Here is a 23,321-nt window from a genome sequence, read left to right as displayed (position 1 = left end):
TGCTCTCTGGCTAGTCCGTTGGCCACAGGGGCTCGTTCGTTTTATGGCTGTTTTTTTTTGAGTCGGCATCCATGGCCTTCCTAAGGCTTGATGCCCCAATGCATCAGGGTCAGCACCAGGGCGACCAGGAAGGCGGTCTCCCCCACCATCAGCAGGATGGGCTTGATGCCGACCGCCGCCAGCTCCTTGAGCTGGGTCTTCATGCCGATGGCGGCGATGGCGATCACCAGGCACCAGCGTGACAGGCCGTTGACCCCCTCCTGCAATGGGACGGGCACCCAGCCTGTGCTGTTGATGCAGGCCAGCACCAGGAAGCCGACGGCAAACAGGGGCAGCAGGGGCGGACGCTTGCCAGAGGCGGGATCCGCCCCCTGCCTGCGGGTGATCATGGCGGCGACGACGATCACCGGCAGCAGCATGGCGACCCGCATCAGCTTGACCACGGTCGCCACGTCACCGGTCTCGGTGGACATGCTGTAGCCAGCACCCACCACCTGGGCGACGTCGTGAATGGTGGCGCCGAGGAAGACCCCCGCCTCCACCGGCGTCAGCTCGAAGAAGCGGGCGATCATGGGGTAGAGGATCATCGCCAGGGTCGAGAGCACCGAGACCCCGATCACGGTGAACAGGGTGGCGCGCTCCTTCTGGGGGTGATTGGGCAAGGAGGCGGCCAGGGCCAGGGCGGCGGAGGCACCGCAGATGGCGGTCGCCCCCCCGGTCAGCATGCCGAACAGCCGCTGGAATCCCATCAGCCTGGCCGCCACCACGGAGAGACTGATGGTGACCACCACCAGGGTGACCACCAGCAGCACCGGCATCCAGCCCAGCTCGGCGATCTGGCCCAGGGTGATGCGCATGCCGAGCAGGGCGACCCCGATCCGCAGCACGCTGCGCGCGGTGAATTCGATGCCCGCCTTGCAGGTCCCCTCGGCGCTGAGGAAGTTCAGCCCCATGCCGAGCAGCAGGGCGAACAGCAGCACGGGGGCACCGTAGTGTTCGGAGAGGAAGGTGGCGGCCGCCGCCACCGTGATGCTGACCGCCATGCCGGGGGCCAGGGTTCGCACCCGCTGATAGCGATCCGTCATGGTCAGGGTGAGCATGGGCTGACCTCCCGGGATGGGATGAGGATGGCGAGCCCCTCTCCCTCCCGCTCGACCGGGTAGCGGCCGACCCTGAGCTGGGTCGAGTTCAGCAGCAGCCCCGTCGTCAGGTTGAAGCGCAGGCCGTGGGCCAGGCACTGGATCACCTCCCCCTCCAGCCGCCCCCCGCACAATGAGGCCCCCTGGTGAGGGCAACTGTCGTCGATGGCGTGGAAGCGGCCATCGACGTTGAACAGCACCAGGCTCTTGCCCTGGGCCTCGATGAGGATACGTTTGCCCGGCTCAGGCACCCGCTCGGCTGGCACCAAGATACGCGCAGCCGTCGCCCCGGCCGCCGCATCCAGCGCCTGGCGCAGGCTGGCCAGCAGCTTCACCACCGGCTGGGCCCCGCTGAGAGTCAAGCCCTTCCCCATCACGAAGCTGGGCACCCCCTGCTGGGCCGCCCCGGGCAGATCGCAGTGGAAGGGAGTCCCGTCCCCCTGCAGGCTGCTCACCAGATCGGTGGACCCAAAGCCCGCCGCCTCGGCCAGCCCCAGCAAGGTAGCACCATCCCCCAGATCCCCGCCGTGCAGGAAGTGGCAGGCGAACAGCCACTCCAGCAACTCGTCCAGCTGCGCCGGCGATCCCAGCTGGCAGGCCCGTTGCCACAGGCGGTGGGCATCCGCCGTGTTCGGCATGCGGGGGATATTGCCAAAGTCCAGCTCTACGCCGACGCTGGCCGCCGCCTGCCGCACCTGGGCCTGACGCAGGCCCATGGCCTGTTCGCTGCCAAGGCGCCGCAGGTAGAAGTCGTGAAAATCCTCCCCCTGCACCGGCAGCGCGGGTAGCAGTTGCACCCCGCGCCAGCGTACATCGACCTGCACCTCGGGCCGCTCTGCCCGCAGTTGGGTCAGGGCCTGTGCCAGCTGGCGTTTGCCGATGAGGCACCAGGGGCAGATGAAATCGACATAGACCTCGATGCAGATCCTCATGCCCTCACCTCCGAGCCCTGGGGACCTGTGATGATCTGGCGGCCGGCGTCACCGTCGAGCCGGGCCACGTCCTTGTGGTAGTGGCGCTTGCCGTAGAAGAAGACGGCGGCCGCCGCGACGCTGATGAGGGGCACCAGCTGGAAGGCGTTGTCCAGTCCTATGTGGTCGGACACCTTGCCGGTGATGAAGGGGCCAGGGGCCAGCCCGAGCAGGTTGTTGGCAAGGGTAAGGGTCGCAAAGGCCGTGCCATGCACGCTGGCGTGGGTGAGGTTGGCCACCATGGCACCGGCGGGACCCGAGGTGCCGGTGGCGATAAACATCCCCAGACCTATCAGCAGCAGCTGGGGCAGCCCGGCCGGCAGGGCAAACGCCAGGGAGAGCAGCAGACAGCTCCCGAGGCAATAGGCGATGGCGAGGCTTATCTTGCGATCCGGCCGGTTGCGGCACAGCCGATCGCTCAGCATGCCGCAGAGGATCATGCCGGCGCCGCTGCACAGCACTATGATGGCGGCCATGAGCCCCGCCTTGTCCGTGTCCAGCCCGTAGTAGCGGTTGAAATAGCTCGGCATCCAGACGATGACGGTGCCGCCGACGAACAGTTGCAGGCCGCTGCCCACATAGGCCGAGATCACCGAGCGGCTTGAATAGAGGCTGCGCAGGGGATTGCGGCCCGCCTCCGTGCTCCCTCGTGCCGCCCGGCTGGTCTGGGAGATCCGCGCCTCCTTGACGATGAGGGGATAGATGGCCGCCAGCACCAGGCCGAACAGGGCCATGCCGGCGAAGGCCCAGCGCCAGCCGAGGAAGTGCGCCAGCACGCCCCCGGTGGCCATGCCAAGCACGGAGCCGAACATGCCGCCGGAGATGAAGGCGCCGGAGAGGGTGGCCCGCATCTCCCGCGGGAACACTGAGACCACCACGGCGATGCCGACGCTGCCGTAGGCCGCCTCCCCCACCCCCACCAGGAAGCGGGCGACGAACATCTGCTCATAGTCCTGGGCCAGGGCGCAGCCCAGGGTGGCCAGGCTCCAGAGCGCGGCCATCAGGGCCAGGCTCTTCACCCGCCCGAAACGATCGGCGAGCAGGGAGAGCGGAAAGGTCAAGAGCCCGACCATGAGCGCCACTATGCCGCTGAGCAGGCCAAGCTGAGTGTCGGATAGCGCCCACTCCCCCTTGAGCATGGGGAAGACGGCATTGAGCACCTGACGCGACATGTAATCGGAGATGAGCAGACCGAAGGTCAGCGCAAACACTATCCAGGCATAACGACGGGGCACGGCAACCTTGCCGGCCTCTGGGTCGTCATCGATATGATACGTAGCCATACAATCCCTCGCGCTACTGCAAATTGGGTTGGGTTTTTCGGTCAACGGACCGGCGGCAGAGGCCCCCGGCCAGACAATATTGATTCATCACTCAGTTACCCTGCGTGCTGCATAGTGCAAGGCGCAAGGCCGTTTGGCAAACAGTGTTGGGGGGTCGCCGCCCCACTATTTTTGCGGCGACCCATCTGGCTCAGGACCGTTGTGGCACCCCTTTCTGGCCCGGGGTCCGGTTCGGCGCCATGCCGTTGGCCAGCAGCGTCTCCTCCACGCTGTCGTACTGCACGCCGATGCGGTAGATGGCGCGCGCCTCCTTGCCGTTGGCTACCTCGCGACCCAGCTCGTGAGCGACCCGCACGCACTGGCGGATCTGCTCCACCGAGCTCATGCGCTGGCCGTGCTGACCTATGATGGTGTCCTCTATGCCGCAGCGGGGGTGCAGCCCCATGGCCATGGCCATCATGTTGAAGGGCAGCACGTTTTTCAGCAGGGACTCGGCGGTGACGCAGGCACCGTCCGGCGCACGGTGGACGAAGTTCATGAAGTTGAACGGGTTGGGACCGTCGAAGCCGCCGCCGATGCCGATCCAGGTGAGGTTGAGCGGCCCCATGTAGACACCCCGGCGCACCAGCCGCTCCAGGGTCTCGAGGGCGTGCATGCCGGTCAGCTGGAAGTGGGGCTGGATGCCATTCGCCATCAGCCGCTTGAGGTGCTCCGCCACCCAGGCCGGGCCGGCCGGCACCGTCATCTCGCTGTAGGCCGCCTGGTAGGCGGGGTTTGCCAGCGAGGTGCCCGACAGGTACTCGGGGTAGAGCAGCTCCATGATGTTCATCTGGGTGGTGTTGATGGCCACAGTGACCTGATCCGGCTTCGGGGTCAGCTCGGCCAGCATGTGGCGGGTATCATCGGAGAGCCACTTGGCCGCCTCCCCCTCCCCTTCCGGGGCGAAGGAGATGGAGCCCCCCACCTGGATGATCATGTCGGGCACCGCCTTGCGCACCCCGGCGATCAGCTCGTTGAACTTGGACAGCCGCTTGGAGCCGGTACCGTCCAGCTCGCGCACGTGCAGGTGCAGCACTGTGGCGCCGGCATCAAAGCACTCCACCGCCTTCTGGACTTGCTCCTCCATGGTCACCGGAATGTCTTCCGGGAAGTCGCCGGGGGCCCACTCTGGGCCGTAGGGGGCCACTGTGATGACCACCTTTTCCATGTTTTCCGGGTGCAGGGAATCGTCAAAAAATTGCATCTGTTCATTCCTTAAATTGGCTGGCCTTCCATGAAGAGCCGGGCGTGGTGATCTCTCCCGGGCGCGGGGCCCGGGGTTTGATCAGAAGGGGGTATCTCCCATGATCCCGGCCCGCTCCATCTTGCGATGGCTGGGGGGGTAGTCCATGGCGGCATAGTGCTGGGTGCTGCGATTGTCCCAGATGGCGATGCTGCCCGGCTGCCAGCGCCAGCGCACCTGATACTCGGGGATATAGGCCTGGCTTATCAGGTAGCGCAGCAGATCGCTGCCCCCCATGCTGTAGTCCTGACCGACACGCACGTGGGCCGGGGTGTGGAAATTGGTGAGGTGGGTGGCGAAGGCGTTGACGAACAGGATCTTCTCGTCGGTCTCCGGGTGGGTGCGTACCACGGGGTGCTCCGCATCCGGGAACTGGGCCTTCAAGGCCAGCCGCTTCTCGATGGGCATGGCCGCCCCGAAGCTCGCCTCTATGCTGTGACGGGCACGCAGGCCGGCGATCTTCTCCTTGATCTCCCCCGGCAGCTGCTCGTAGGCCACCACCATGTTGGCCCAGAGGGTGTCGCCCCCCACGGGCGGACACTCCACGCAGCGCAGCACGCACCCCATGGGCGGTTGGGTGCGCCAGGTGGCGTCGGTGTGCCAGGCATTCTCGTAGCGATCGTTCGGCACCTCCGGGGACTTGTAGATGCGCACCAGGCCGGGATTCTCCGGGTCGCTGCCCGCCACCGGGTGATCTTCCAGCTCGCCGAAACGGCGGGCGAAGGCCACGTGATCGGCGCGGCTGATATCCTGCTTGCGCAAAAACAGCACCCTGTGCCTGAGCAAGAGGGTACGGATCTCGGCGAACAGCCCCTCATCGTGAACGGCGTCCGCCAGGTTGACGCCGCTCAGTTCGGCGCCGATGTGGCAGGTCAGTTGTTCTACACGCATGTCTCTCTCCCTGAATGACAAGTCAGTGCTGCAGGCGCCGCCCTCCAGTGCGGGCTGGCCTGGGATCCTTGGCCTAGATGATGAACACGGAGGAGCCCGTGGTCTGGCGCGACTCGAGATCGCGGTGAGCCTGCGCTGCGTCCTGCAGCGCGTAGCGCTGGTTGATCTCTATCTTGATCCGCCCGCTGGCCACGTGATCGAACAGCTCGCCGGCCAGGGCCTCCTTCTCGGCGGGATCGACGATGTAGTCGGCCAAAGCCGGGCGGGTCAGATAGAGGGAGCCCTTCATGGCCAGCAATTGCGGGTTGAAGCCCTCGATGGGACCGGAGGCGGTGCCGACGCAGACCATGAGGCCGCGGCGTTTAAGGGAATCGAGCGAGCCCATGAAGGTGCTCTTGCCGACGCTGTCAAACACCACGTCGACCCCGGCGGCGCCGGTCAGGGCACGCACCCGGGTGGCCACATCTTCGCGGCTGTAGTCGATGGTGAAGTCGCAGCCGTGGGCACGGGCCAGCTCGGCCTTGGCGTCGCTCGAGACGGTGCCTATCACCGTCAGCCCCAGCAGCTTGGCCCACTGGGCGACGATGAGGCCGACGCCCCCCGCCGCCGCGTGCAGCAAGATGCTGTCACCGGGCTTGAAGTCATGGATGCGGCGCATCAGGTAGGCAGACGTCAGGCCCCGCATTGTCATGGCGGCGGCGGTCTCGCAGCTGATGCTGTCCGGCAGCCGGATGAGGGGGGCGGCCGGGATCAGGCGCTCGGTAGAATAAGCGCCTAGGGTGTTGATAAAGCCGGTGTAGGTGACGCGATCGCCCACCGCCACATTGCTGACCCCCTCGCCCACCGCCTCCACCACCCCGGCTGCCTCGACACCGAGGCCATTGGGCATGGGGATGGGGTAGGTGCCATTGCGAAAATAGGTGTCGGCATAGTTCAGGCCGACCGCGGCATGGCGCAGGCGCACCTGGCCGGGACCGGGCTCGCCCACCGCCACCTCTTCGTAGCGCAGCACGTCCGGGCCCCCGGTTTCATAAAAGCGTATGGCGTTGGCCATCTCTGTTCTCCAATCCGTTCGTGAATGAAATGCATCGTCCGGATTGAATCTAGGGGGTTGGGTGAATGGCCGCTTTTCATCGGGCGACAGCCACTTTTCATCTCATGACACCCCCCTTCGAATTCGTTGCCCGCCCTCGGGGAAGACGACAGAATCGGCCCTGTTCCCCCATGACGGCGAGGCGACATGGCCGGGCAGGTGTTGGAGCCTGAAGGTATTTAATTGAATTACAGGGATTTATCCAGGAAGCAGCCGCCTGTGCCCGCTCAGTAACGGGCCTTGGACCTAAGCATAATTGACGTTAACGTCAACGTAGTGTGAGATGGTTCTATTCACAGCAAAACATGAGCAGCATGAAAGGAGTCACTATGTCTAACTTGTCCCCCTCGGCCGGGGCGCGTTTTCGCACCGCGCTGGCCAATGAGAAACCCCTGCAGATCGTCGGCACCATCAACGCCTACATGGCGCTGATGGCCGAACGCAGCGGCTTCAAGGCCCTCTATCTGTCCGGTGCCGGGGTGGCCAACGCCTCCTACGGCCTGCCGGATCTCGGCATGACCTCCATGAACGACGTGCTCATCGATGCCGAGCGCATCACCGCCGCCACCCAGGTGCCACTGCTGGTGGACATCGACACCGGCTGGGGCGGCGCCTTCAACATAGCCCGCACCGTCCGTGCCTTCGAGCGCGGCGGGGTCGCCGCCGTTCACATGGAGGATCAGGTTGCCCAGAAACGTTGTGGCCACAGGCCCAACAAGGCCGTGGTCTCCCTCTCCGAGATGGTGGACAGGATCAAGGCGGCGGTGGATGCCCGCCAGGACGAGAACTTCGTCATCATGGCCCGCACCGACGCCCTGGCGGTGGAAGGCCTGGGCTCGGCCCTCGAGCGCGCCGCGGCCTACGCCGCCGCCGGAGCCGACATGATCTTCGCCGAGGCGGTCACCGAACTTCACCAGTACGACAGCTTCAAGCAGGCGGCTGGCGTCCCCATCCTCGCCAACATGACTGAATTCGGCAAGACGGAGCTGTTTGACAAGGAGGCCCTCGCTGCCCACGGCGTCGACATGGTGCTCTACCCCCTGAGCGCCGCCCGCGCCGCCAACCAGGCCGCCCTCAACGTCTATCAGCAGCTTCGCCGCGACGGCCACCAGCGTGCCGTGGTCGACACCATGCAGACCCGAGAGTCCCTCTACGACTTCCTCGGCTACCACCACTACGAGCAGACCCTGGACAGGCTGTTCACCAAGGACCTGTCTACCAAGGAATAACATGCCGACCGGCCGCCTCATGCTGGCAGCCGGCGCTTCAACGGACTGAATGAGGAAACCTGTGATGAGCGCACTTGTGGAAACCACCCCCGGCTTCAAGCCGAAGAAATCCGTCGCCCTCTCCGGCACCGCCGCCGGCAATACCGCCCTCTGTACAGTGGGCCTCTCCGGCAACGATCTGCACTACCGTGGCTATGACATCCTGGATGTGGCCACCAGCTGCGAATTCGAGGAGATTGCCCACCTGCTGGTGCACGGCAAGCTGCCCAATGCCGCAGAATTAGCCGGCTACAAGGCCAAGCTCAAGTCCCTGCGCGGCCTGCCCGCCGGGGTCAAGGTGGCGCTGGAGCAATTGCCCCCCAGCGCCCATCCCATGGATGTGATGCGCACCGCCACCTCTGTGCTGGGGTGTCTGTCGCCCGAGAAGGAGGATCACAACCACCCGGGGGCTCGCGACATCGCCGACAAGCTGATGGCTTGCCTCGGCTCTGTGCTGCTCTACTGGTATCACTTCAGCCACAACGGCAAGCGCATCCATGTGGAGACCGACGATGACTCCATCGGCGGCCACTTCCTGCACCTGCTGCACGGTGAGAAGCCCCGCGACTCCTGGGTGCGCGCCATGCACACCTCCCTCATCCTCTATGCCGAGCACGAGTTCAACGCCTCCACCTTCACCGGTCGGGTGATCGCCGGCACCGGCTCCGACATCTTCTCTTGCATCACAGGTGCCATAGGTGCCCTGCGCGGGCCCAAGCACGGCGGCGCCAACGAGGTGGCCTTCGAGATCCAGAAGCGTTACGACAATCCGGACGAGGCCGAGGCCGACATCCGCGCCCGCATCGAGAAGAAGGAGGTGGTCATCGGCTTCGGCCACCCCGTCTACACCGTCTCGGATCCCCGCAACAAGGTGATTAAAGAGGTGGCTCGCGAGCTCAGCCTGGAGCAGCACAACACCAAGATGTTCGACATCGCCGAGCGCCTGGAGTCCACCATGTGGGAAGCCAAGAAGATGTTCCCGAACCTCGACTGGTTCAGCGCCGTCAGCTACCACATGATGGGGGTGCCCACCGCCATGTTCACCCCGCTGTTCGTGATCGCCCGCACCTCCGGCTGGTCGGCCCACGTCATCGAGCAGCGCATCGACGGCAAGATCATCCGCCCGAGCGCCAACTACGTGGGCCCGGAGGATCTCAAGTTCGTGCCGCTCAAGGAGCGCAAGTGATGACCAACACTCAATATCGCAAGCCCCTGCCCGGCACTCAGCTTGACTACTTCGACGCCCGGGAGGCGGTCGAGGCCATCGCCCCCGGCGCCTGGGACAGGCTCTCCTACACAGCCCGCGTCCAGGCCGAGCAGAATCAGGAGCGCAAGTGATGACCAACGCACAATACCGCAAGCCCCTGCCCGGTACGGCACTGGACTACTTCGACGCCCGGGAGGCGGTGAACGCCATCGCCCCCGGCGCCTGGGACAGACTCTCCTACACAGCCCGCGTCCACGCCGAGAACCTTGTTCGCAAGTGCGATCCGGCCATCCTCGGCGAGTGCCTCGGCCAGATCGCCTTGAATAAGCGCGATCGCGACTTCCCCTGGTTCCCGGCCCGGGTGGTGTGCCACGACATCCTGGGCCAGACCGCCCTGGTGGACTTGGCCGGTCTGCGCGATGCCATCGCCGATCAGGGCGGTGACCCCGCCCAGGTGAACCCTGTGGTGCCGGTGCAGCTCATCGTCGATCATTCCCTGGCCGTGGAGTGCGGCGGCTTCGATCCCGATGCCTTTGCCAAGAACCGCGCCATCGAGGATCGCCGCAACGAGGATCGCTTCCACTTCATCAACTGGACCAAGCAGGCGTTCAAGAACATAGAGGTGATCCAGCCGGGCAACGGCATCATGCACCAGATCAACCTGGAGAAGATGTCGCCGGTCATTCACAACGATCGCGGCGTGGCCTACCCGGACACCTGTGTCGGCACCGACAGCCACACCCCCCACGTTGACGCCCTCGGGGTGATAGCGGTGGGGGTGGGTGGGCTCGAAGCGGAGAACGTGATGCTGGGGCGCGCCTCCTGGATGCGCCTGCCGGAGATCGTCGGCGTGGAGCTCAGTGGCAAGCCGCAAGCCGGCATCACCGCCACCGACCTGGTGCTGTCGCTGACCGAGTTCCTGCGTCAGCAGAAAGTGGTCGGCGCCTACCTGGAGTTTCATGGGGAAGGCGCCGCCGCCCTGACCCTCGGCGATCGCGCCACCATCTCCAACATGGCGCCTGAGTACGGCGCCACCGCGGCCATGTTCTTCATCGACCAGCAGACCATCGACTACCTGCGGCTCACCGGCCGTGATAGTGAGCAGGTCAAGCTGGTGGAGACCTATGCCAAGGAGGCGGGTCTCTGGGCCGACAGCCTGGCGAGCGCCGAGTACGAGCGCGTGCTGCACTTTGATTTATCGACCGTGGTACGCACCCTGGCGGGCCCCTCCAACCCCCACCGCCGCCTGCCGGTGGCCGATCTTGCCGCGCGCGGCATAGCGGTGGATCTGGACAAGGCCCGCGCCCAGGAGGCCGATGGCCTGCTGCCGGATGGGGCCGTGATCATCGCCGCCATCACCAGCTGCACCAACACCAGCAACCCGCGCAACGTGATTGCGGCGGGACTCTTGGCGCGCAACGCCAACCAGCTCGGCCTGACCCGCAAACCCTGGGTCAAGTCGTCGCTGGCACCGGGCTCCAAGACGGTGGCCTTGTACCTGAAAGAGGCGGGACTGGACAGCGAGCTGGAGCGGCTCGGCTTTGGCATAGTGGCCTTCGCCTGCACCACCTGCAACGGCATGTCAGGCGCACTGGATCCGGCCATCCAGCAGGAGATCATCGATCGCGATCTCTACGCCACCGCCGTGCTGTCGGGCAACCGCAACTTCGACGGTCGCATCCACCCCTACGCCAAGCAGGCCTTCCTCGCCTCGCCGCCGCTGGTGGTGGCCTATGCCATCGCGGGCACCATCCGCTTCGACATAGAGAAGGATGTGCTGGGAGTGGTGAACGGTAAGGAAATTCGCCTGAAAGACATCTGGCCGTCAGATGACGAGATAGATGCCGTGGTCAGGGCCTCGGTGAAGCCGGAGCAGTTCCGCCAGGTCTATATCCCCATGTTCACCATAGAGGAAGACCATGGCCCCAAAGTGGCGCCTTTGTATGACTGGCGTCCCATGAGCACCTATATCCGTCGCCCGCCTTATTGGGATAAAGAGGGGGAAGGGGCGCTGGCGGGGGAACGAACCCTCAAGGGCATGAGGCCGCTGGCGGTGCTGCCGGACAACATCACCACGGATCACCTCTCCCCCTCCAACGCCATCATGCGCAGCAGCGCGGCCGGTGAATACCTGCACAAGATGGGGCTGCCGGAGGAGGACTTCAACTCCTACGCCACCCACCGCGGCGATCACCTGACCGCCCAGCGCGCCACCTTCGCCAACCCTCAGCTGGTGAACGAGATGGCGGTGGTGAACGGCGCAGTGAAGAAGGGCTCCCTCGCCCGGGTCGAACCGGAGGGCCGGGTCATGCGGATGTGGGAAGCCATCGAAACCTACATGGCCCGCAAGCAGCCGCTGATCATAGTGGCGGGCGCCGACTACGGCCAGGGCTCGTCCCGTGACTGGGCGGCCAAGGGGGTACGGCTGGCGGGGGTGGAGGTGATAGCGGCGGAAGGCTTCGAGCGGATTCACCGCACCAACCTGATCGGCATGGGGGTGCTGCCGCTGGAGTTCAAACCGGGCACCAGCCGTTTGACCCTGGGGCTGGACGGCACCGAGACCTATGACGTCAAGGGTGCGCGCACCCCGCGCACCGATCTCGTGCTGGTCATTCACAGGCGCAACGGCGAGACACTCGAGGTGCCCATGACCTGCCGTCTCGACACCGCCGAGGAGGTCTCGGTCTATGAGGCAGGCGGCGTGCTGCAGCGCTTCGCCCAGGACTTCCTGGAGGCGACCACCCACAAGGCCGCCAGCTGATATATGGTATTCCCCCTCCCCTTCACCGGGAGAGGCATGATGTGCTCCCTCTCCCTTTGGGAGAGGGTTGGGGTGAGGGGATCTCCCCTCATCCGCCCTTAGGGCACCTTCTCCCCGAGGAAGAAGGAACCGTCACTCTTTTCAGGACAAGATTCATGGCCCCACTCTCTTCGACTCACACACCTCAAGTCAGGATCCCGGCCACCTATATGCGCGGCGGCACCAGCAAGGGCGTCTTCTTTCGCTTAGGCGATCTGCCAGAACACTGCCAGGTGCCGGGCCCGGCCCGCGATGCGCTCTTCATGCGCGTCATCGGCAGCCCTGATCCCTACTCTGCCCACATGGACGGCATGGGGGGTGCTACCTCCTCCACCTCCAAGTGCGTGATCCTCTCCAAAAGCCAGCAGCCCGATCACGACGTGGACTACCTCTACGGCCAGATCGCCATCGACAAGCCGTTCGTGGACTGGAGTGGCAACTGCGGCAATCTCTCCACCGCGGCCGGCGCCTTCGCCATCCATGCGGGGCTGGTGGATCCGGCCCGCATTCCCCAAGACGGCACCTGCGTGGTGCGAGTCTGGCAGGCCAATATCGGCAAGACCATCATGGCCCATGTGCAGGTGAGCAACGGTCAGGTGCAGGAGACCGGTGACTTCGAGCTGGACGGGGTCAGCTTCCCCGCCGCCGAAATCGTGCTGGAGTTTCTCGATCCGTCCGACGATGGCGAGGAGGGCGGCGCCCTCTTCCCCACCGGCAACCTCATCGACGATCTCGAGGTGCCAGGCATAGGAAACATCAAGGCCACAATGATCAGCGCCGGCATCCCCACCGTCTTCGTCAATGCCGAGGAGATCGGTTATCAGGGCACCGAGCTGCGCGAGGCGATCAACGGCGACCCAGAGGCACTGGCGCGCTTCGAGCAGATCCGCATCGCCGGCGCCCTGCGCATGGGGCTCATCAAGACGCCGGAGGAGGCGGCCACCCGCCAGCACACCCCCAAAATCGCCTTCGTCGCGCCGGCCAGGGAGTACCGCACCTCCAGCGGCAAACAGGTGCAGGCGAACGAGATCGACCTGCTGGTGCGGGCCCTCTCCATGGGCAAGCTGCACCACGCCATGATGGGCACCTGCGCCGTGGCCATAGGCACAGCGGCGGCCATCCCCGGCACCCTGGTGAACCTGGCCGCCGGTGGCGGCGAGCGCGAGGCGGTGCGCTTCGGCCATCCGTCCGGCACCCTGCGGGTGGGGGCAGAGGCGCGGCAGGTGAATGGCGAGTGGACGGTCACCAAGGCGGTCATGTCCCGCTCCGCCCGCATCCTGATGGAGGGCTGGGTGCGGGTGCCTGGGGATGCCTTCTAACCAGCAGCAAGCCTGCACACCACCGAAATGAAAAGGCCCGGGCAATTGCCCGGGCCTTCTTGTGGTGACCTTCGTATTGGGGGCTGACCTCCCCTGCTTATCCACCCGTTATTTCGGGCGCGGCACGCACTCCACATGGCGCGGTATGCTCTTCTTCGCATCGCCACCGATCAGCCGCTTCACCTGACCATCCGGGCATTGGCCGTCGTCCACATAGGCAAGCTTCCCATAAGGGAGCTTGCCCGGCGCGGGATCCTGACTCAGATAGCTGATGGGGGTCGGCGCGAAATAGGTGCACCCCGACACCAGGCCCACCAGCAGCAACCCCCCTGACAACAGCGCGCTCTTCCATATGACAGCCATAGACCACTCCCCTGTGTGCGGCAGGAGCTGCACCAAGCTGTGCATCCCCTAGTACCGACCCAGGCAGTGTAGTCACCCTTCATGGCTGCCCGATAGCCTCCCCGGGCGGCGCACCGACGGATCCAGACACAACAAAAAAAGCCCAAGTGACAGGGTCACTCGGGCTTTGTACTCCATTACGTCATAAAGGCAGACAAGCAGGATGCTACCTGTCACATCCTGTCAGGATCTGCGGCTGACACCGTTATGGCACCGAGGCGGACAGCCCATATACCCAGGCTGTCCGCACGCCGGCTGCCGCCAGACTCGCTATCCCTCCTCGCCATGCCCCCTGCGCTTGAGGGTGAGCGTTGGTCACCAGCACAAATTACTCTGCTGCCCGCCGGCACGACACAAAATGGTAGTAAGCGTCGGGAATCGAACTATGGCCGCCATACATAGTGCTGAACGCATAGTGATTGCTGCCACTGCTATAATCGCCCGTCCAGTGATAGGAGCTAGTCGGCCAACCGGCAGCTATCGACAAGTCACCGAACTCCGCAAAGAGTCCCTGGTACTCAGCCAGGGTTGGCAGGCGAAAACCTTGCCCCAGGTAAGTGCAATAGTTGTTTCCGTTAGGCCATGTCATCGTGACGTAGGTCTTTCCATTGTGTTTAATTGTGCCGTCATATGGGATCCCCGCGGCATCCACCTCGCTTTGCAGCGGCGGACAAGTCCATTCGGCACCAAAACTGTCGACCAATATGCCTATAACACAGCCAGTACCATAAGCTGGCAGGGGGTAATACACGGTTAGCTGCGTAGTGGCACTGACCCCTGAACTATCCTGCATCGTCGCAGCAATGGTGGTGGCACCACCAGCAATCCCCGTGGCCAGGCCGTCGCCATTGATGGTGGCAATGGCGCTGTTGCCGCTGCTCCAGGCGACGCTGGCACTCGCATCCACGACGCTCCCATCGGACAGAGTAGCCATGGCGGTGAACTGCTTGGTTTCCCCTATCAGGAACGAGCTATCAGCCGGCGTCACGACCAGGGAGACCGTTGTCGGAGGCAACTTAGCACAGGTCACGTTATCGTAGTTGTTGGCATCGTGTGCCGTACCACCGCTGGTGCCATTCCCCAAATAGAAGCGATAGTGGGAGCCCGCATTAGTCCCCATGGTCGACGACCAGTAGGCTCTCTCGCCCGGCCAGCCCGCATGGTTTTCCAGGCTACCAAACTCGTCGTACAGTCCCTGCAACTCATTCTGGCTCGGCAGGTAATACCCATCCCCCAGGCCGGTGCAGTAGGCGTCTGCCTGCGGCCAATTCAACAGGGCATAGATAATGCCGTTCTCGCTATAGGTCATACCGTAAGCAATACCCTCGGCATCGGCCTTCGACTGGGTCAGCGGACAGGTCCAGGTCTTGCCTGCCCCATCGACCAGAGTATCCGTGGCACAACCGGCCCCCGTCACCGTCAGCTCGGCCGTGTCGCTAAGCGAGGAGCCATCCAGCGTCATCGCCGTGATGGTGCTGCTGCCCACCGCCACCCCGGTCGCCAGGCCGGTGTTGCTGCCGATGGAGGCGACGGCGAGATCGCCGCTGCTCCAGCTGACCGAGCTGGTCATATCCTGGCTGCTGCCATCGGACAGGGTCGCCGTGGCGCCAAACTGTTGGCTCTGCCCCACCGCGACAGTGGCGCTCTCAGGGGTCACGGCCAGCTCTGTCATGACGGCATTGGTCACATTCAGGGCCGCGCTGCCGGACTGACCGCTGGCGCTATCGGTGGCCGTAATATTGGCGCCACCCACGCTGACGCCGGTCGTCAGTCCGCCGATGACGGTGGCTACCCCGGTGGCGTCGCTGCCCCAGCTGGCGGTGTCTGTGATGTCCTGAGTGCTGTTGTCGGACAGCTGGGCGGTCGCGGTGAGCTGCATGCTGAGCCCAACCGGCACAGTGGCCGGATCCGGTGTAACAATCACCCCCATCACGGCGGCGTCGCCCACCGCCAGTGAGGCGCTGTCACTCAGAAACTGGCCATTGATGCTGCCCGCCGCGCTGATGTAGGCCGAGCCCTGCGCCACCCCGGTTGCCACCCCGGTGCTGCCATCGACGGTGGCGACGCCGCTGTCGTCGCTGCTCCAGCTGATATTGTCGTTGCCGGTCAGCTCCTGGCTGGAGCCATCCGACATCCAGGCGCGCACAGTGAACGGCTTGCTCAGGCCCGTCGACACCGTCTCGATGCCCGGGCTCACCTCCAGGCTGGTCACCTTGGCGCCGCTCACCGTCAGGGAGGCGCTGTTGCTGACGGACACGCCATTGACGACGGCGGTGGCACTGATGTCTGTGGTGCCCACCCCCGTCCCGGTGGCATGGCTTCCATCGAGGGTGGCAACAAGGGGGTCGCTCACCCAACTGGCGCTGTCGGACATCGGCAAACTGGTGCCGTCCGACATCAGGGCCGTGGCTTCATAACGCTGGCTAGTGCCAATAGATACCGAGCCCCTGGCCGGGGTCACCTGCAAGGCGGTCACGGTCGCGTCGGTCACGGTCAGCTGCGCGTGACCGCTCAAGAGCTGGCCGTTGACCCTGGTGCTGGCGCTGAGGGTGGCGCTACCGGCCCGGGCCCCCGTGGCCAGGCCGGCGGCACTGATGGTAGCCATGCCGGGATCGCTGCTGCTCCAGCTGGCATCCAGCACAGGCTGGCTGCTGCCATCGGACAGCATGGCGGTTGCGCTGTACTGCTGGGGCAAACCTATCGGCGCCCTCAGGCTGGGGGGGGTCAGCTGCAGTGCTGTCACTGTGGCATCGCTCACCTTCAACTGAGCCGAGCCAGCGATGGGCTGACCATTGAAGGTGCCAACGGCCGTGATGGTCGTGGTGCCGGCACTCACCCCCTTCGCCAGCCCCCAGAGATCCTGCTCATTGCTGACGGTGGCGGTGGCGCTGTCACCACTGCTCCAGCTCACTATGTCCGTCACCACCTGACTGGTGCCATCTGAGAGCACAGCGGTGGCGATCAGAGGCTGTGCCAGGCCGATCGCCGTCGTGCTCGCTGCCGGGGTCACCTGCAAGGCGGTGACTGTGGCGTCGCTCACCGTGAGCTGCGCCGCGCTACTGACGCTCTTGCCCTGGAAGAGACCGCTCGCACTCAGGCTGGCCACGCCCGACCCTATCCCGGTCGCCAACCCTTGCGCGACTGTGGCGGTGCCCGCATCATCACTGGCCCAGCTCACCTCAGGGGTCACATCCAGGGTGGTACCGTCGGAGAGCTGCAGGGTGGCGGTAAAGCGCTTGCTCAAGCCCGACGCCACCAGGGTGGCAGGGGGCGCCACCTGCAGCCCTATGGCCTGGGCATTGCTGACCTCCAGCTGCGCCCTCGCCTCGACAGGAGTGCCATTGGCCCCCACTCCTGACGCCGTGATGGTGACCTTGCCCGGCGCCACTCCGGTCGCCAGCCCTGTGCTCGTGATGGTCGCGATGGCGCTGTCGCTGCTGCGCCACTGAAGATCGCCGAGCGCCGTCACATCCTGCACCTTGCCATCGCTCATCAGCGCCTGCGCCACATATTGCAGCTCCAGCGCCACAGGTATGCGTCCCTGGGGCGGGGTTACCTGCAGCGAGACTATGGCCGTCGCGCCGCTCCCGGACTCCGGCTGTGATGACGAGTCCTCATCTCCCCCGCCACAGGCGGTCAGCAACAAGGCCGCCATGGACGCGCATATCCACATGAATAGTTGTTTCATCGTATGTCCTAATAAGCTGTTCAACTTGTATACCTTGCCCCCCTGCCCTGTCGTTTTTGCGGCTGGGCAAGCGCCCTATTGCGACCCAGCAGAGGCCAGCCAGAATCACCGGGATCAGGTCATCACAAGGGCACATGAAAACGAGAGAGCCGGATTCACCTGGATATCTAGCAGGGCGAGCTGTGGCTGCCAACGCGGGCATGGGGTCAGACAGAGACCATCAGAGGGCGCGCCATCGCCAGGATTCCTCTGGCCGGATCCGGGCAGCCACCGGGTTATGGGTATTCCACATTCAAGACGGCCTGGGCGCTGAACACCCCGGGTTGTGGCAGGGCGCCTGTACCCACAGGGGCCGCATAGAAGAGCACTGTCCCCTCCCCGTTGAGCAGAGGCACCGACAGTTTTCCGGTATTGGGCACTATCCAGTCGCCGCTGTCGGCCACGTCACTCTGGGTCGAGAGAGCCACCCCCAGCCCCGCCTTGCCGGTCTCTATCAGCGCGGGGTTTTCCGCAGAGGCCGCCGCGTTGACACTCAGCGTCACTCCTGTGCCCATGTCCACACAGCTGATGGGCATAGAAACCGTCTGGATCAAGCCAGGTTGAGAGGGGGGCGCCCCCAGTCTGATGCTGCTGGACGGGAAGGTGCCGAAGTCCACGATTTCGGCCGCATTGTTGTTGATGACGCAACCCGGCTGGATCAGGGTAGCGCGCACCTCAATAGTCACATCCGCCGCCCCGGCGAAGAAGACGGCGCCGCACAAGGCAAGGCCGATGCTCGCGGCTATCTTGCTGTTCATCACGCTCGCCTCATTGATAGGATAAAGTGACACCCACGAGGGCCGTCGCCGTACCGGCCGTCATCTCCCCGGTCCGGATATAGCGAAAGCCAAGGGGGAAGTTGAATGTGCCACCCTGGGGACCACTCTGCCCCAGCCAGACTTGATTGATGCCATGGTTGCTGGCGTCATCGGGCCCCAGCGAATAGAACTTGCCGCTCCCTGGATTGACCACTTGAACCCCCAACCCACGGGCGGTACTGTCGGCAGTCAGCTCTACGATGCCGGTTCTGTTGCTCGGGTTGGTCTGATCCGAGAGTGTGAAGTTGATCTCGACATTGGGATCGCACTGCAAGCTGATCATGGTGGGGATAGTGCTGGTGGTGCTGCCAACGGCAGAGAAATCACGGGAACTCAGCTCGCCGAAGTCGATGTAGGTATGCGCCGGAGAGGTCACGTCGCACCCCCGGGCGGCGACATTGACAGTAAAGGCCCGCTGCCCGACGCGATCCTGATATGTCCTCCCTTCCTCATCTTGGCAATCAATCCCCAGAAACGCCTCCATTTGCGGGATCACATAACTGCCTGCAGGCAACTCACCGGGCATGGCATACAAGACATAACGAAATCTTGCATCAATCGCCCCTGCGCCAGGTACCCGCGTGGCGTTGGGAGTCGGATACCAGGTCGTGAACGTCAAGGCAAGGGGAACGGCATCACTGTCTGGGGCTGAGGTATCTCTGGTCGGGACTATGACCCCGAAATAGGGATTACCCGTTGACATGAGGGTATGTACTTTTCCATTAAATTCGACGGTATTGGCCGTGGCCGCGGTGTAGCTGAAAAAACTCCCCTCTCTGTCATCAATCGTGGGATCACTTGGGTGGCAGACATTGGCGGCTGTCAATCCGGCATTCGCCACCAGATAAGCCTCGGTATTATTCTCTGGTGCCGTTATGGTTATTTGACCACTGGGTGGCCCCAGATATGTCTTGGCCGAGACGGCGGATACATGAAATACATTCGCCATCATGCCTCCCCATATTCCAGAAACCATGGCCAAACGTATCAACCTGGTGACGGCACTCTTGCCATCCATATAGGCCCACTGGTCACCTGAAAAATATTGGCACACCCTCATTACTCACACCTTTCATTTAAATAACAGGAATATTTATCAAGCATTCAGGAGAAACACTGACGATGCGTCTATTTATTCTGATGACAGGCTATGGCTAACCGGGTGATGGGTGCCTGCTTCGCCGGTTCCGGCAGCAGGTAATCGGCCCCGCAGCGCTGATCCTGCCCGGCACCCCATCGGATATCCAGGGATCCTGTGGGAGCCAGACCAGCCAGGTACACCACCCCCTCCTCACTCACAATGCCCGATACGCCCTCCTGCTCGCTGACAACACGCGCGCCAAAGGGAACGGGGTTGCCATCGAAAGTCAGCGCAAACAGCGCTCTGATCCCTTTCCTGGTCTCAAGCGTTGCACGCACCAGGGCGCCATCGGTCGGCACCACCATGGCGACGGCTTCATCCACCTCCACGTCGTCCTGCAACGAATTCACATCCAGCGCGACGCGGTTCAGGCGATAGCTAGAGGCATAAGGGATGACGGCATAGCCATCGGTGTCGGTGACAGTGCCTATGGTGTTCTCAATCTCGACCCCCTCGGCACCCGGTGCCGCCACCAGAATATTGGTGTTGCCAAGTGGCTGGCTGAAGGTCACGCCGCCCGCATGCACCACAACACCGCCAGTTCCGCCATAGGTCACCTGCTGCTTGTCCTCGCTGTAGTTATATCCGAGCTCAATATCGCCTCTGGCGCCTTGATACTGGATCTGTGCATTGCCACTGGATCCCACGTCCTGGTTGGTATATCCCTGCTGAACGCTGTAATTCAGGTTCTTATTTTCCAAAGCGGTCCCGCTCAGCCCAATCCGGTTCGTCGTCCGTCCATCCGCATCGTAGCTGACACCATAATCAGCGTAGGCAGAGGCGTAATCATCCGAGGTTGCCAGCCATCGCCCGACGGGGAGGGAGATATTCAGCGAGATGACCTTGTCTTCCTCAGGTTCAAAGGCGCTCTGGTTATAGCTGTATGCAAGTGAGTAAGTGATGTCTTTCCACACACCGGAATAACCGAGTTGCAGATATCTGTCCTCTTCATCGGTCTCCCAATAATTTTGCACTCGCGCACTCAAATAGACCGACTCGGCATCCCCTATCTGCTGGGATATGCTGCCCTCCAACCTGCCGCGCTTGGCATAATTGAGGTCATAGCGGCTGACTGGCTCATCATCATGGCCGGAATCGTCCGACTCATTATTACCGTCATCCAGATCACCAGACATGGACTTATAGGTGCTATCGGCGAAGGTGTAATATCCCTGCGTAGAATAATGGGCCCCCAGTAGCTGCACATCAGTGCCAAGGTCCACCAGTGATTTGGCATAAAGCAGGCTGAAGGATTGTCCTTGTGTCTCGCTTTCATCCGGCAGTACCGTATTCGCATAGGATAACTCGGCCGAGATGGCACCGAAGTCCCCCATGTTTTTGCCAATCCCCACCGCAAAGGAGTAATAATCCGACGACAATTGTGTTCCGCCAAAGAGCGTCACCGTTTCCTGAACCCCCATGGCGAGGGATCCCTGAATAAACTCAGGCTCCTCCTGCATGTCGCTGCCAGAACGATATTTCCCTACCGTCACGTCATATTTCACCCGACCTTCACGGAGCAAGGTTGGAATGGATGCAAAAGGCACAACATAATGGCTGATGCTGCCATCATTCTCCTTCACTTCCACATCAAGGTCGCCGTTGGCCGAGGTCGCAAACAGATCCTCAATCAGAAATGGGCCCGGAGGAACATGGGTCTGGTAAATCACATAGCCATTCTGCTTGATGGTGACGCTGGCATTGCTTTTCGCAATGCCATGTACCGTGGGTGCATATCCCTGCAAGCTGCTGGGGTACATCTGTTCATCTGATGCCAGCTGCACGCCACGAAAACCCACGCTGTCAAATATGTCGGACAGGGTGCTGCTATCACCTATGACGAGTTCACTCTTCAATGGGATGATGGCCCGCGTAATATGATTGCTCACACTCTGCAATTCGCTCGATTCATCACCCTTGTTCCAGGTCGAGTAATTTCTAAAACGCCACGCCCCCATATTGATACCGGTGTTGAGTGCAACAAAGCTGTCATCACCTATATCTTCCTTGCCGACGCTGTTGCTGCCACTGAACATGTAGTTCAGCATCAGCGCGTTGATACCTTCATCCCACAGCTCTTCCGAGACTTCACCCAGCACGCGCCGACTCATGGCAGCCTGCGGAATACTCACATCGAGCCGCAAACGCTCAAAGTAGAAGACATAATCGGCCCCGGGGATCAGCTCCCGAATATCGACAGGCCCGGCCATCTCCTCCCCCACGGCGGGCTGCCCCTCTGACAGCGCTTGCGCATCGACGCCGAAGGCAACCAGATCATCGACGGAGAGCACTGGCCGCAAACCATCGCCATCCTTTTTGGATGTGCTGACGGCGAACACCACATCTCTGGTATCCACAAACTGATCGTTCAGAAATATATCGACCCGGTAGGTTCCCGGTAGCTGTTCGTTTTGTTCAAATGCAGCCAGATCCGCCACCGAGGACGGATCACCTGACAAGAATGCAGGATTAAACTGGACATCGGCCTGAGCATCAGAGAGCAGGCCCCATCCCGCCAATAATACGGCCAGTGACTTCGAATACGACATGGCTTGCATCCATTACGATTTAGGGCAAATGGACGGCTTGGTTTGAGAACCGTAATCATTGATTGATTGAAATGTCACATCCCCCGTCAAGTTGTCGACGTCGACACGCTCAGTCGCCAATGGTGGGACCATCATGTTGGCGATTCTTGTCTTTCCTACCTGCAGATTGACCATGGTGACAAAATAGGGCGACGGGTTGCGAACCGTCAGCATGCTGCCCTCGAGATTGCAACGCAGCATGGCGGGCGCCTCTATCGGTGGCACGGCCAGCCCTTGGGGTCGATAAAACAACTTGATGACACTCTGGGTGGCGATTTGCAGGGTATTACTATTCTGAGCTGCTTCTGAAACAGCAGGGATGGCCTTGGCATTGAGATAATAAACACTTTCACGATCGGTGGGCAGCGGATTTGCCCCCACATAAATAATTCTTAAGGTGTTCTCTTTTTTCGGCATCAATTTAAACAATGGTGGCGTGACCACAAAGTCATTGCTTTTTTTCCCCTCACTATCCGTGAACCAGGACTGAATCAAAAAAAGCGCCTTCTCATCGGTGTTGGTCACGGCCAACGACACCTGTTTATTGCCTTGAGGATATATAACGCGAGTGGCACCCAGCACCACACCACCCGCATGAATGGCAGTGCTGATGAAATAGAGGGCAGCCCCTATAAAAAGTGAATGCATGCTTTTGTGCGCTATCATAAATACCTCTCAAGGATAGGCGACTAAAAAATATACTGGAACGCTGACCGGTGACTCACTGGACATGGGCACCAAAAATTTGAATTTGGAGTGGAACCGGAATACGGGACCATTTACGAAACGCAAGAGTGTTGGATCATGGGCAACCTGAATGACCACCCGACCATCGGACCAATTCCAGGCCCCCTCTTCAACCTCATTCGATCTCCCGACATCATCTGTGCCCTCATCCTCGACACCGCTAAAACGGACACTCACATTCTGACTGACCGCAGAGGTGCATTCGCTCAGCCGAATATCAAACAACTTGGCATCGGTCCACTCTGTGGACGTGATTCGCCCCTCTTGCCACGATATCAGCTGCGCTGTTTCGGGTGCGCCAATGGCACAGGTTGAATAAACGACGCGCCCCTCAAGGTTCACATCGCCGGCAGTTCGTACTCGCTTACCCCCTTCTGCCGCGACACCCAATGGCGTCATGGCGACCAGAATGGACAGCGACATCCCTTGCAATGCTCTTAGCACCGATGGCCCCTTCGAAACGATCGACAACAAGGCGAAGACCCAATAGATTGCAGAGCCCTACTCACCAAAAAGGTGCCTCGACTCCTGCACCCGGATCCCCTGCTGCCTGCTCTCACGACCCCAGACCGTCAACCGACCATGGGCATTCATCAGTCAAGAAGGCTGCCGGTGATACCAGTACCCCATTGCCTTCTCGGACGA

Annotated in this window: 18 protein-coding genes; 5 read left to right on the top strand and 13 right to left on the bottom strand. The window is 62.4% G+C overall.

Going from position 1 to position 23,321, the window contains the following annotated elements; translation table 11 throughout:
* Positions 1–80: 80 nt before the first annotated feature.
* From Aeroheme_RS08400 to Aeroheme_RS08375, 6 genes are all read right to left on the bottom strand, one after another.
* On the bottom strand, positions 81–1,100 hold the full coding sequence (locus tag Aeroheme_RS08400; RefSeq protein ID WP_163148653.1) for a YeiH family protein: 1,020 nt from the start codon (positions 1,098–1,100) through the stop codon (positions 81–83).
* A complete protein-coding gene (locus tag Aeroheme_RS08395) occupies positions 1,088–2,071 on the bottom strand; it encodes a DsbA family protein (protein ID WP_411167073.1) in 984 nt (327 codons plus the stop codon). The genes Aeroheme_RS08400 and Aeroheme_RS08395 overlap by 13 nt, the downstream gene beginning before the upstream one ends.
* The gene (locus Aeroheme_RS08390; protein WP_290029656.1) at positions 2,068–3,393 is read right to left on the bottom strand and encodes an MFS transporter; all 1,326 of its coding nucleotides are present in this window, start codon (positions 3,391–3,393) and stop codon (positions 2,068–2,070) included. Before Aeroheme_RS08390 ends, Aeroheme_RS08395 begins: the two co-directional genes overlap by 4 nt.
* 190 nt (positions 3,394–3,583) lie before the next feature.
* Positions 3,584–4,636, bottom strand: coding sequence for a 3-keto-5-aminohexanoate cleavage protein (locus Aeroheme_RS08385; RefSeq protein ID WP_163137249.1), 1,053 nt, complete (start codon positions 4,634–4,636; stop codon positions 3,584–3,586).
* Positions 4,637–4,717: 81 nt separating this feature from the next.
* Positions 4,718–5,566 carry a TauD/TfdA dioxygenase family protein gene (locus Aeroheme_RS08380; protein ID WP_106886507.1) on the bottom strand — a complete coding sequence of 283 codons (849 nt, stop codon included), beginning with the start codon at positions 5,564–5,566 and terminating at the stop codon, positions 4,718–4,720.
* Between the two features lie 73 nt (positions 5,567–5,639).
* Positions 5,640–6,620 carry a quinone oxidoreductase family protein gene (locus Aeroheme_RS08375; protein ID WP_411167072.1) on the bottom strand — a complete coding sequence of 327 codons (981 nt, stop codon included), beginning with the start codon at positions 6,618–6,620 and terminating at the stop codon, positions 5,640–5,642.
* 368 nt (positions 6,621–6,988) lie between these two features.
* Between Aeroheme_RS08375 and prpB the strand changes: the two genes are divergently transcribed.
* From prpB to prpF, 5 genes are all read left to right on the top strand, one after another.
* Positions 6,989–7,888 carry a methylisocitrate lyase gene (gene prpB, locus Aeroheme_RS08370; RefSeq protein ID WP_106886505.1) on the top strand — a complete coding sequence of 300 codons (900 nt, stop codon included), beginning with the start codon at positions 6,989–6,991 and terminating at the stop codon, positions 7,886–7,888.
* A gap of 64 nt (positions 7,889–7,952) precedes the next feature.
* Positions 7,953–9,113, top strand: a complete 1,161-nt coding sequence (prpC, locus tag Aeroheme_RS08365; protein WP_411167071.1) for a 2-methylcitrate synthase — start codon at positions 7,953–7,955, stop codon at positions 9,111–9,113.
* Positions 9,113–9,265, top strand: coding sequence for a hypothetical protein (locus Aeroheme_RS08360; RefSeq protein ID WP_411167070.1), 153 nt, complete (start codon positions 9,113–9,115; stop codon positions 9,263–9,265). Before prpC ends, Aeroheme_RS08360 begins: the two co-directional genes overlap by 1 nt.
* The gene (gene acnD, locus Aeroheme_RS08355) at positions 9,265–11,895 is read left to right on the top strand and encodes a Fe/S-dependent 2-methylisocitrate dehydratase AcnD (protein WP_411167069.1); all 2,631 of its coding nucleotides are present in this window, start codon (positions 9,265–9,267) and stop codon (positions 11,893–11,895) included. The genes Aeroheme_RS08360 and acnD overlap by 1 nt, the downstream gene beginning before the upstream one ends.
* 155 nt (positions 11,896–12,050) lie before the next feature.
* Entirely contained in the window at positions 12,051–13,253 is a 1,203-nt protein-coding gene (gene prpF, locus Aeroheme_RS08350; protein ID WP_411167068.1) for a 2-methylaconitate cis-trans isomerase PrpF, read from the top strand.
* Positions 13,254–13,361: 108 nt separating this feature from the next.
* On the opposite strand, the gene Aeroheme_RS08345 is transcribed toward prpF, so the two are convergent.
* The 7 genes from Aeroheme_RS08345 to Aeroheme_RS08315 all read right to left on the bottom strand — a co-directional run bounded on the left by Aeroheme_RS08345 (position 13,362) and on the right by Aeroheme_RS08315 (position 23,099).
* The gene (locus Aeroheme_RS08345) at positions 13,362–13,616 is read right to left on the bottom strand and encodes a DUF6719 family protein (RefSeq protein ID WP_411167067.1); all 255 of its coding nucleotides are present in this window, start codon (positions 13,614–13,616) and stop codon (positions 13,362–13,364) included.
* A 367-nt stretch (positions 13,617–13,983) separates the two neighbouring features.
* The gene (locus Aeroheme_RS08340; protein ID WP_411167066.1) at positions 13,984–17,343 is read right to left on the bottom strand and encodes an Ig-like domain-containing protein; all 3,360 of its coding nucleotides are present in this window, start codon (positions 17,341–17,343) and stop codon (positions 13,984–13,986) included.
* A gap of 275 nt (positions 17,344–17,618) precedes the next feature.
* On the bottom strand, positions 17,619–18,140 hold the full coding sequence (locus Aeroheme_RS08335; RefSeq protein WP_106886499.1) for a fimbrial protein: 522 nt from the start codon (positions 18,138–18,140) through the stop codon (positions 17,619–17,621).
* A gap of 10 nt (positions 18,141–18,150) precedes the next feature.
* A complete protein-coding gene (locus Aeroheme_RS08330) occupies positions 18,151–19,149 on the bottom strand; it encodes a fimbrial protein (protein WP_411167065.1) in 999 nt (332 codons plus the stop codon).
* 179 nt (positions 19,150–19,328) lie between these two features.
* Positions 19,329–21,890: a fimbrial biogenesis usher protein gene (locus Aeroheme_RS08325; RefSeq protein WP_411167064.1), complete on the bottom strand. Its 2,562-nt coding sequence runs from the start codon at positions 21,888–21,890 to the stop codon at positions 19,329–19,331.
* Between the two features lie 12 nt (positions 21,891–21,902).
* Positions 21,903–22,595, bottom strand: coding sequence for a molecular chaperone (locus Aeroheme_RS08320; RefSeq protein ID WP_411167063.1), 693 nt, complete (start codon positions 22,593–22,595; stop codon positions 21,903–21,905).
* 9 nt (positions 22,596–22,604) lie between these two features.
* Positions 22,605–23,099 (bottom strand): fimbrial protein, encoded by a 495-nt coding sequence (locus Aeroheme_RS08315; protein ID WP_111911534.1) that lies wholly within the window; start codon positions 23,097–23,099, stop codon positions 22,605–22,607.
* Positions 23,100–23,321 lie beyond the last annotated feature (222 nt).

Source organism: Aeromonas sp. DSM 116730 (genome assembly GCF_046581335.1).
GTDB classification, from domain to species: domain Bacteria; phylum Pseudomonadota; class Gammaproteobacteria; order Enterobacterales; family Aeromonadaceae; genus Aeromonas; species Aeromonas rivipollensis.
Note: the sequence above shows the minus strand (reverse complement) of the source record. Positions and strands in the feature narration are given on the sequence as shown.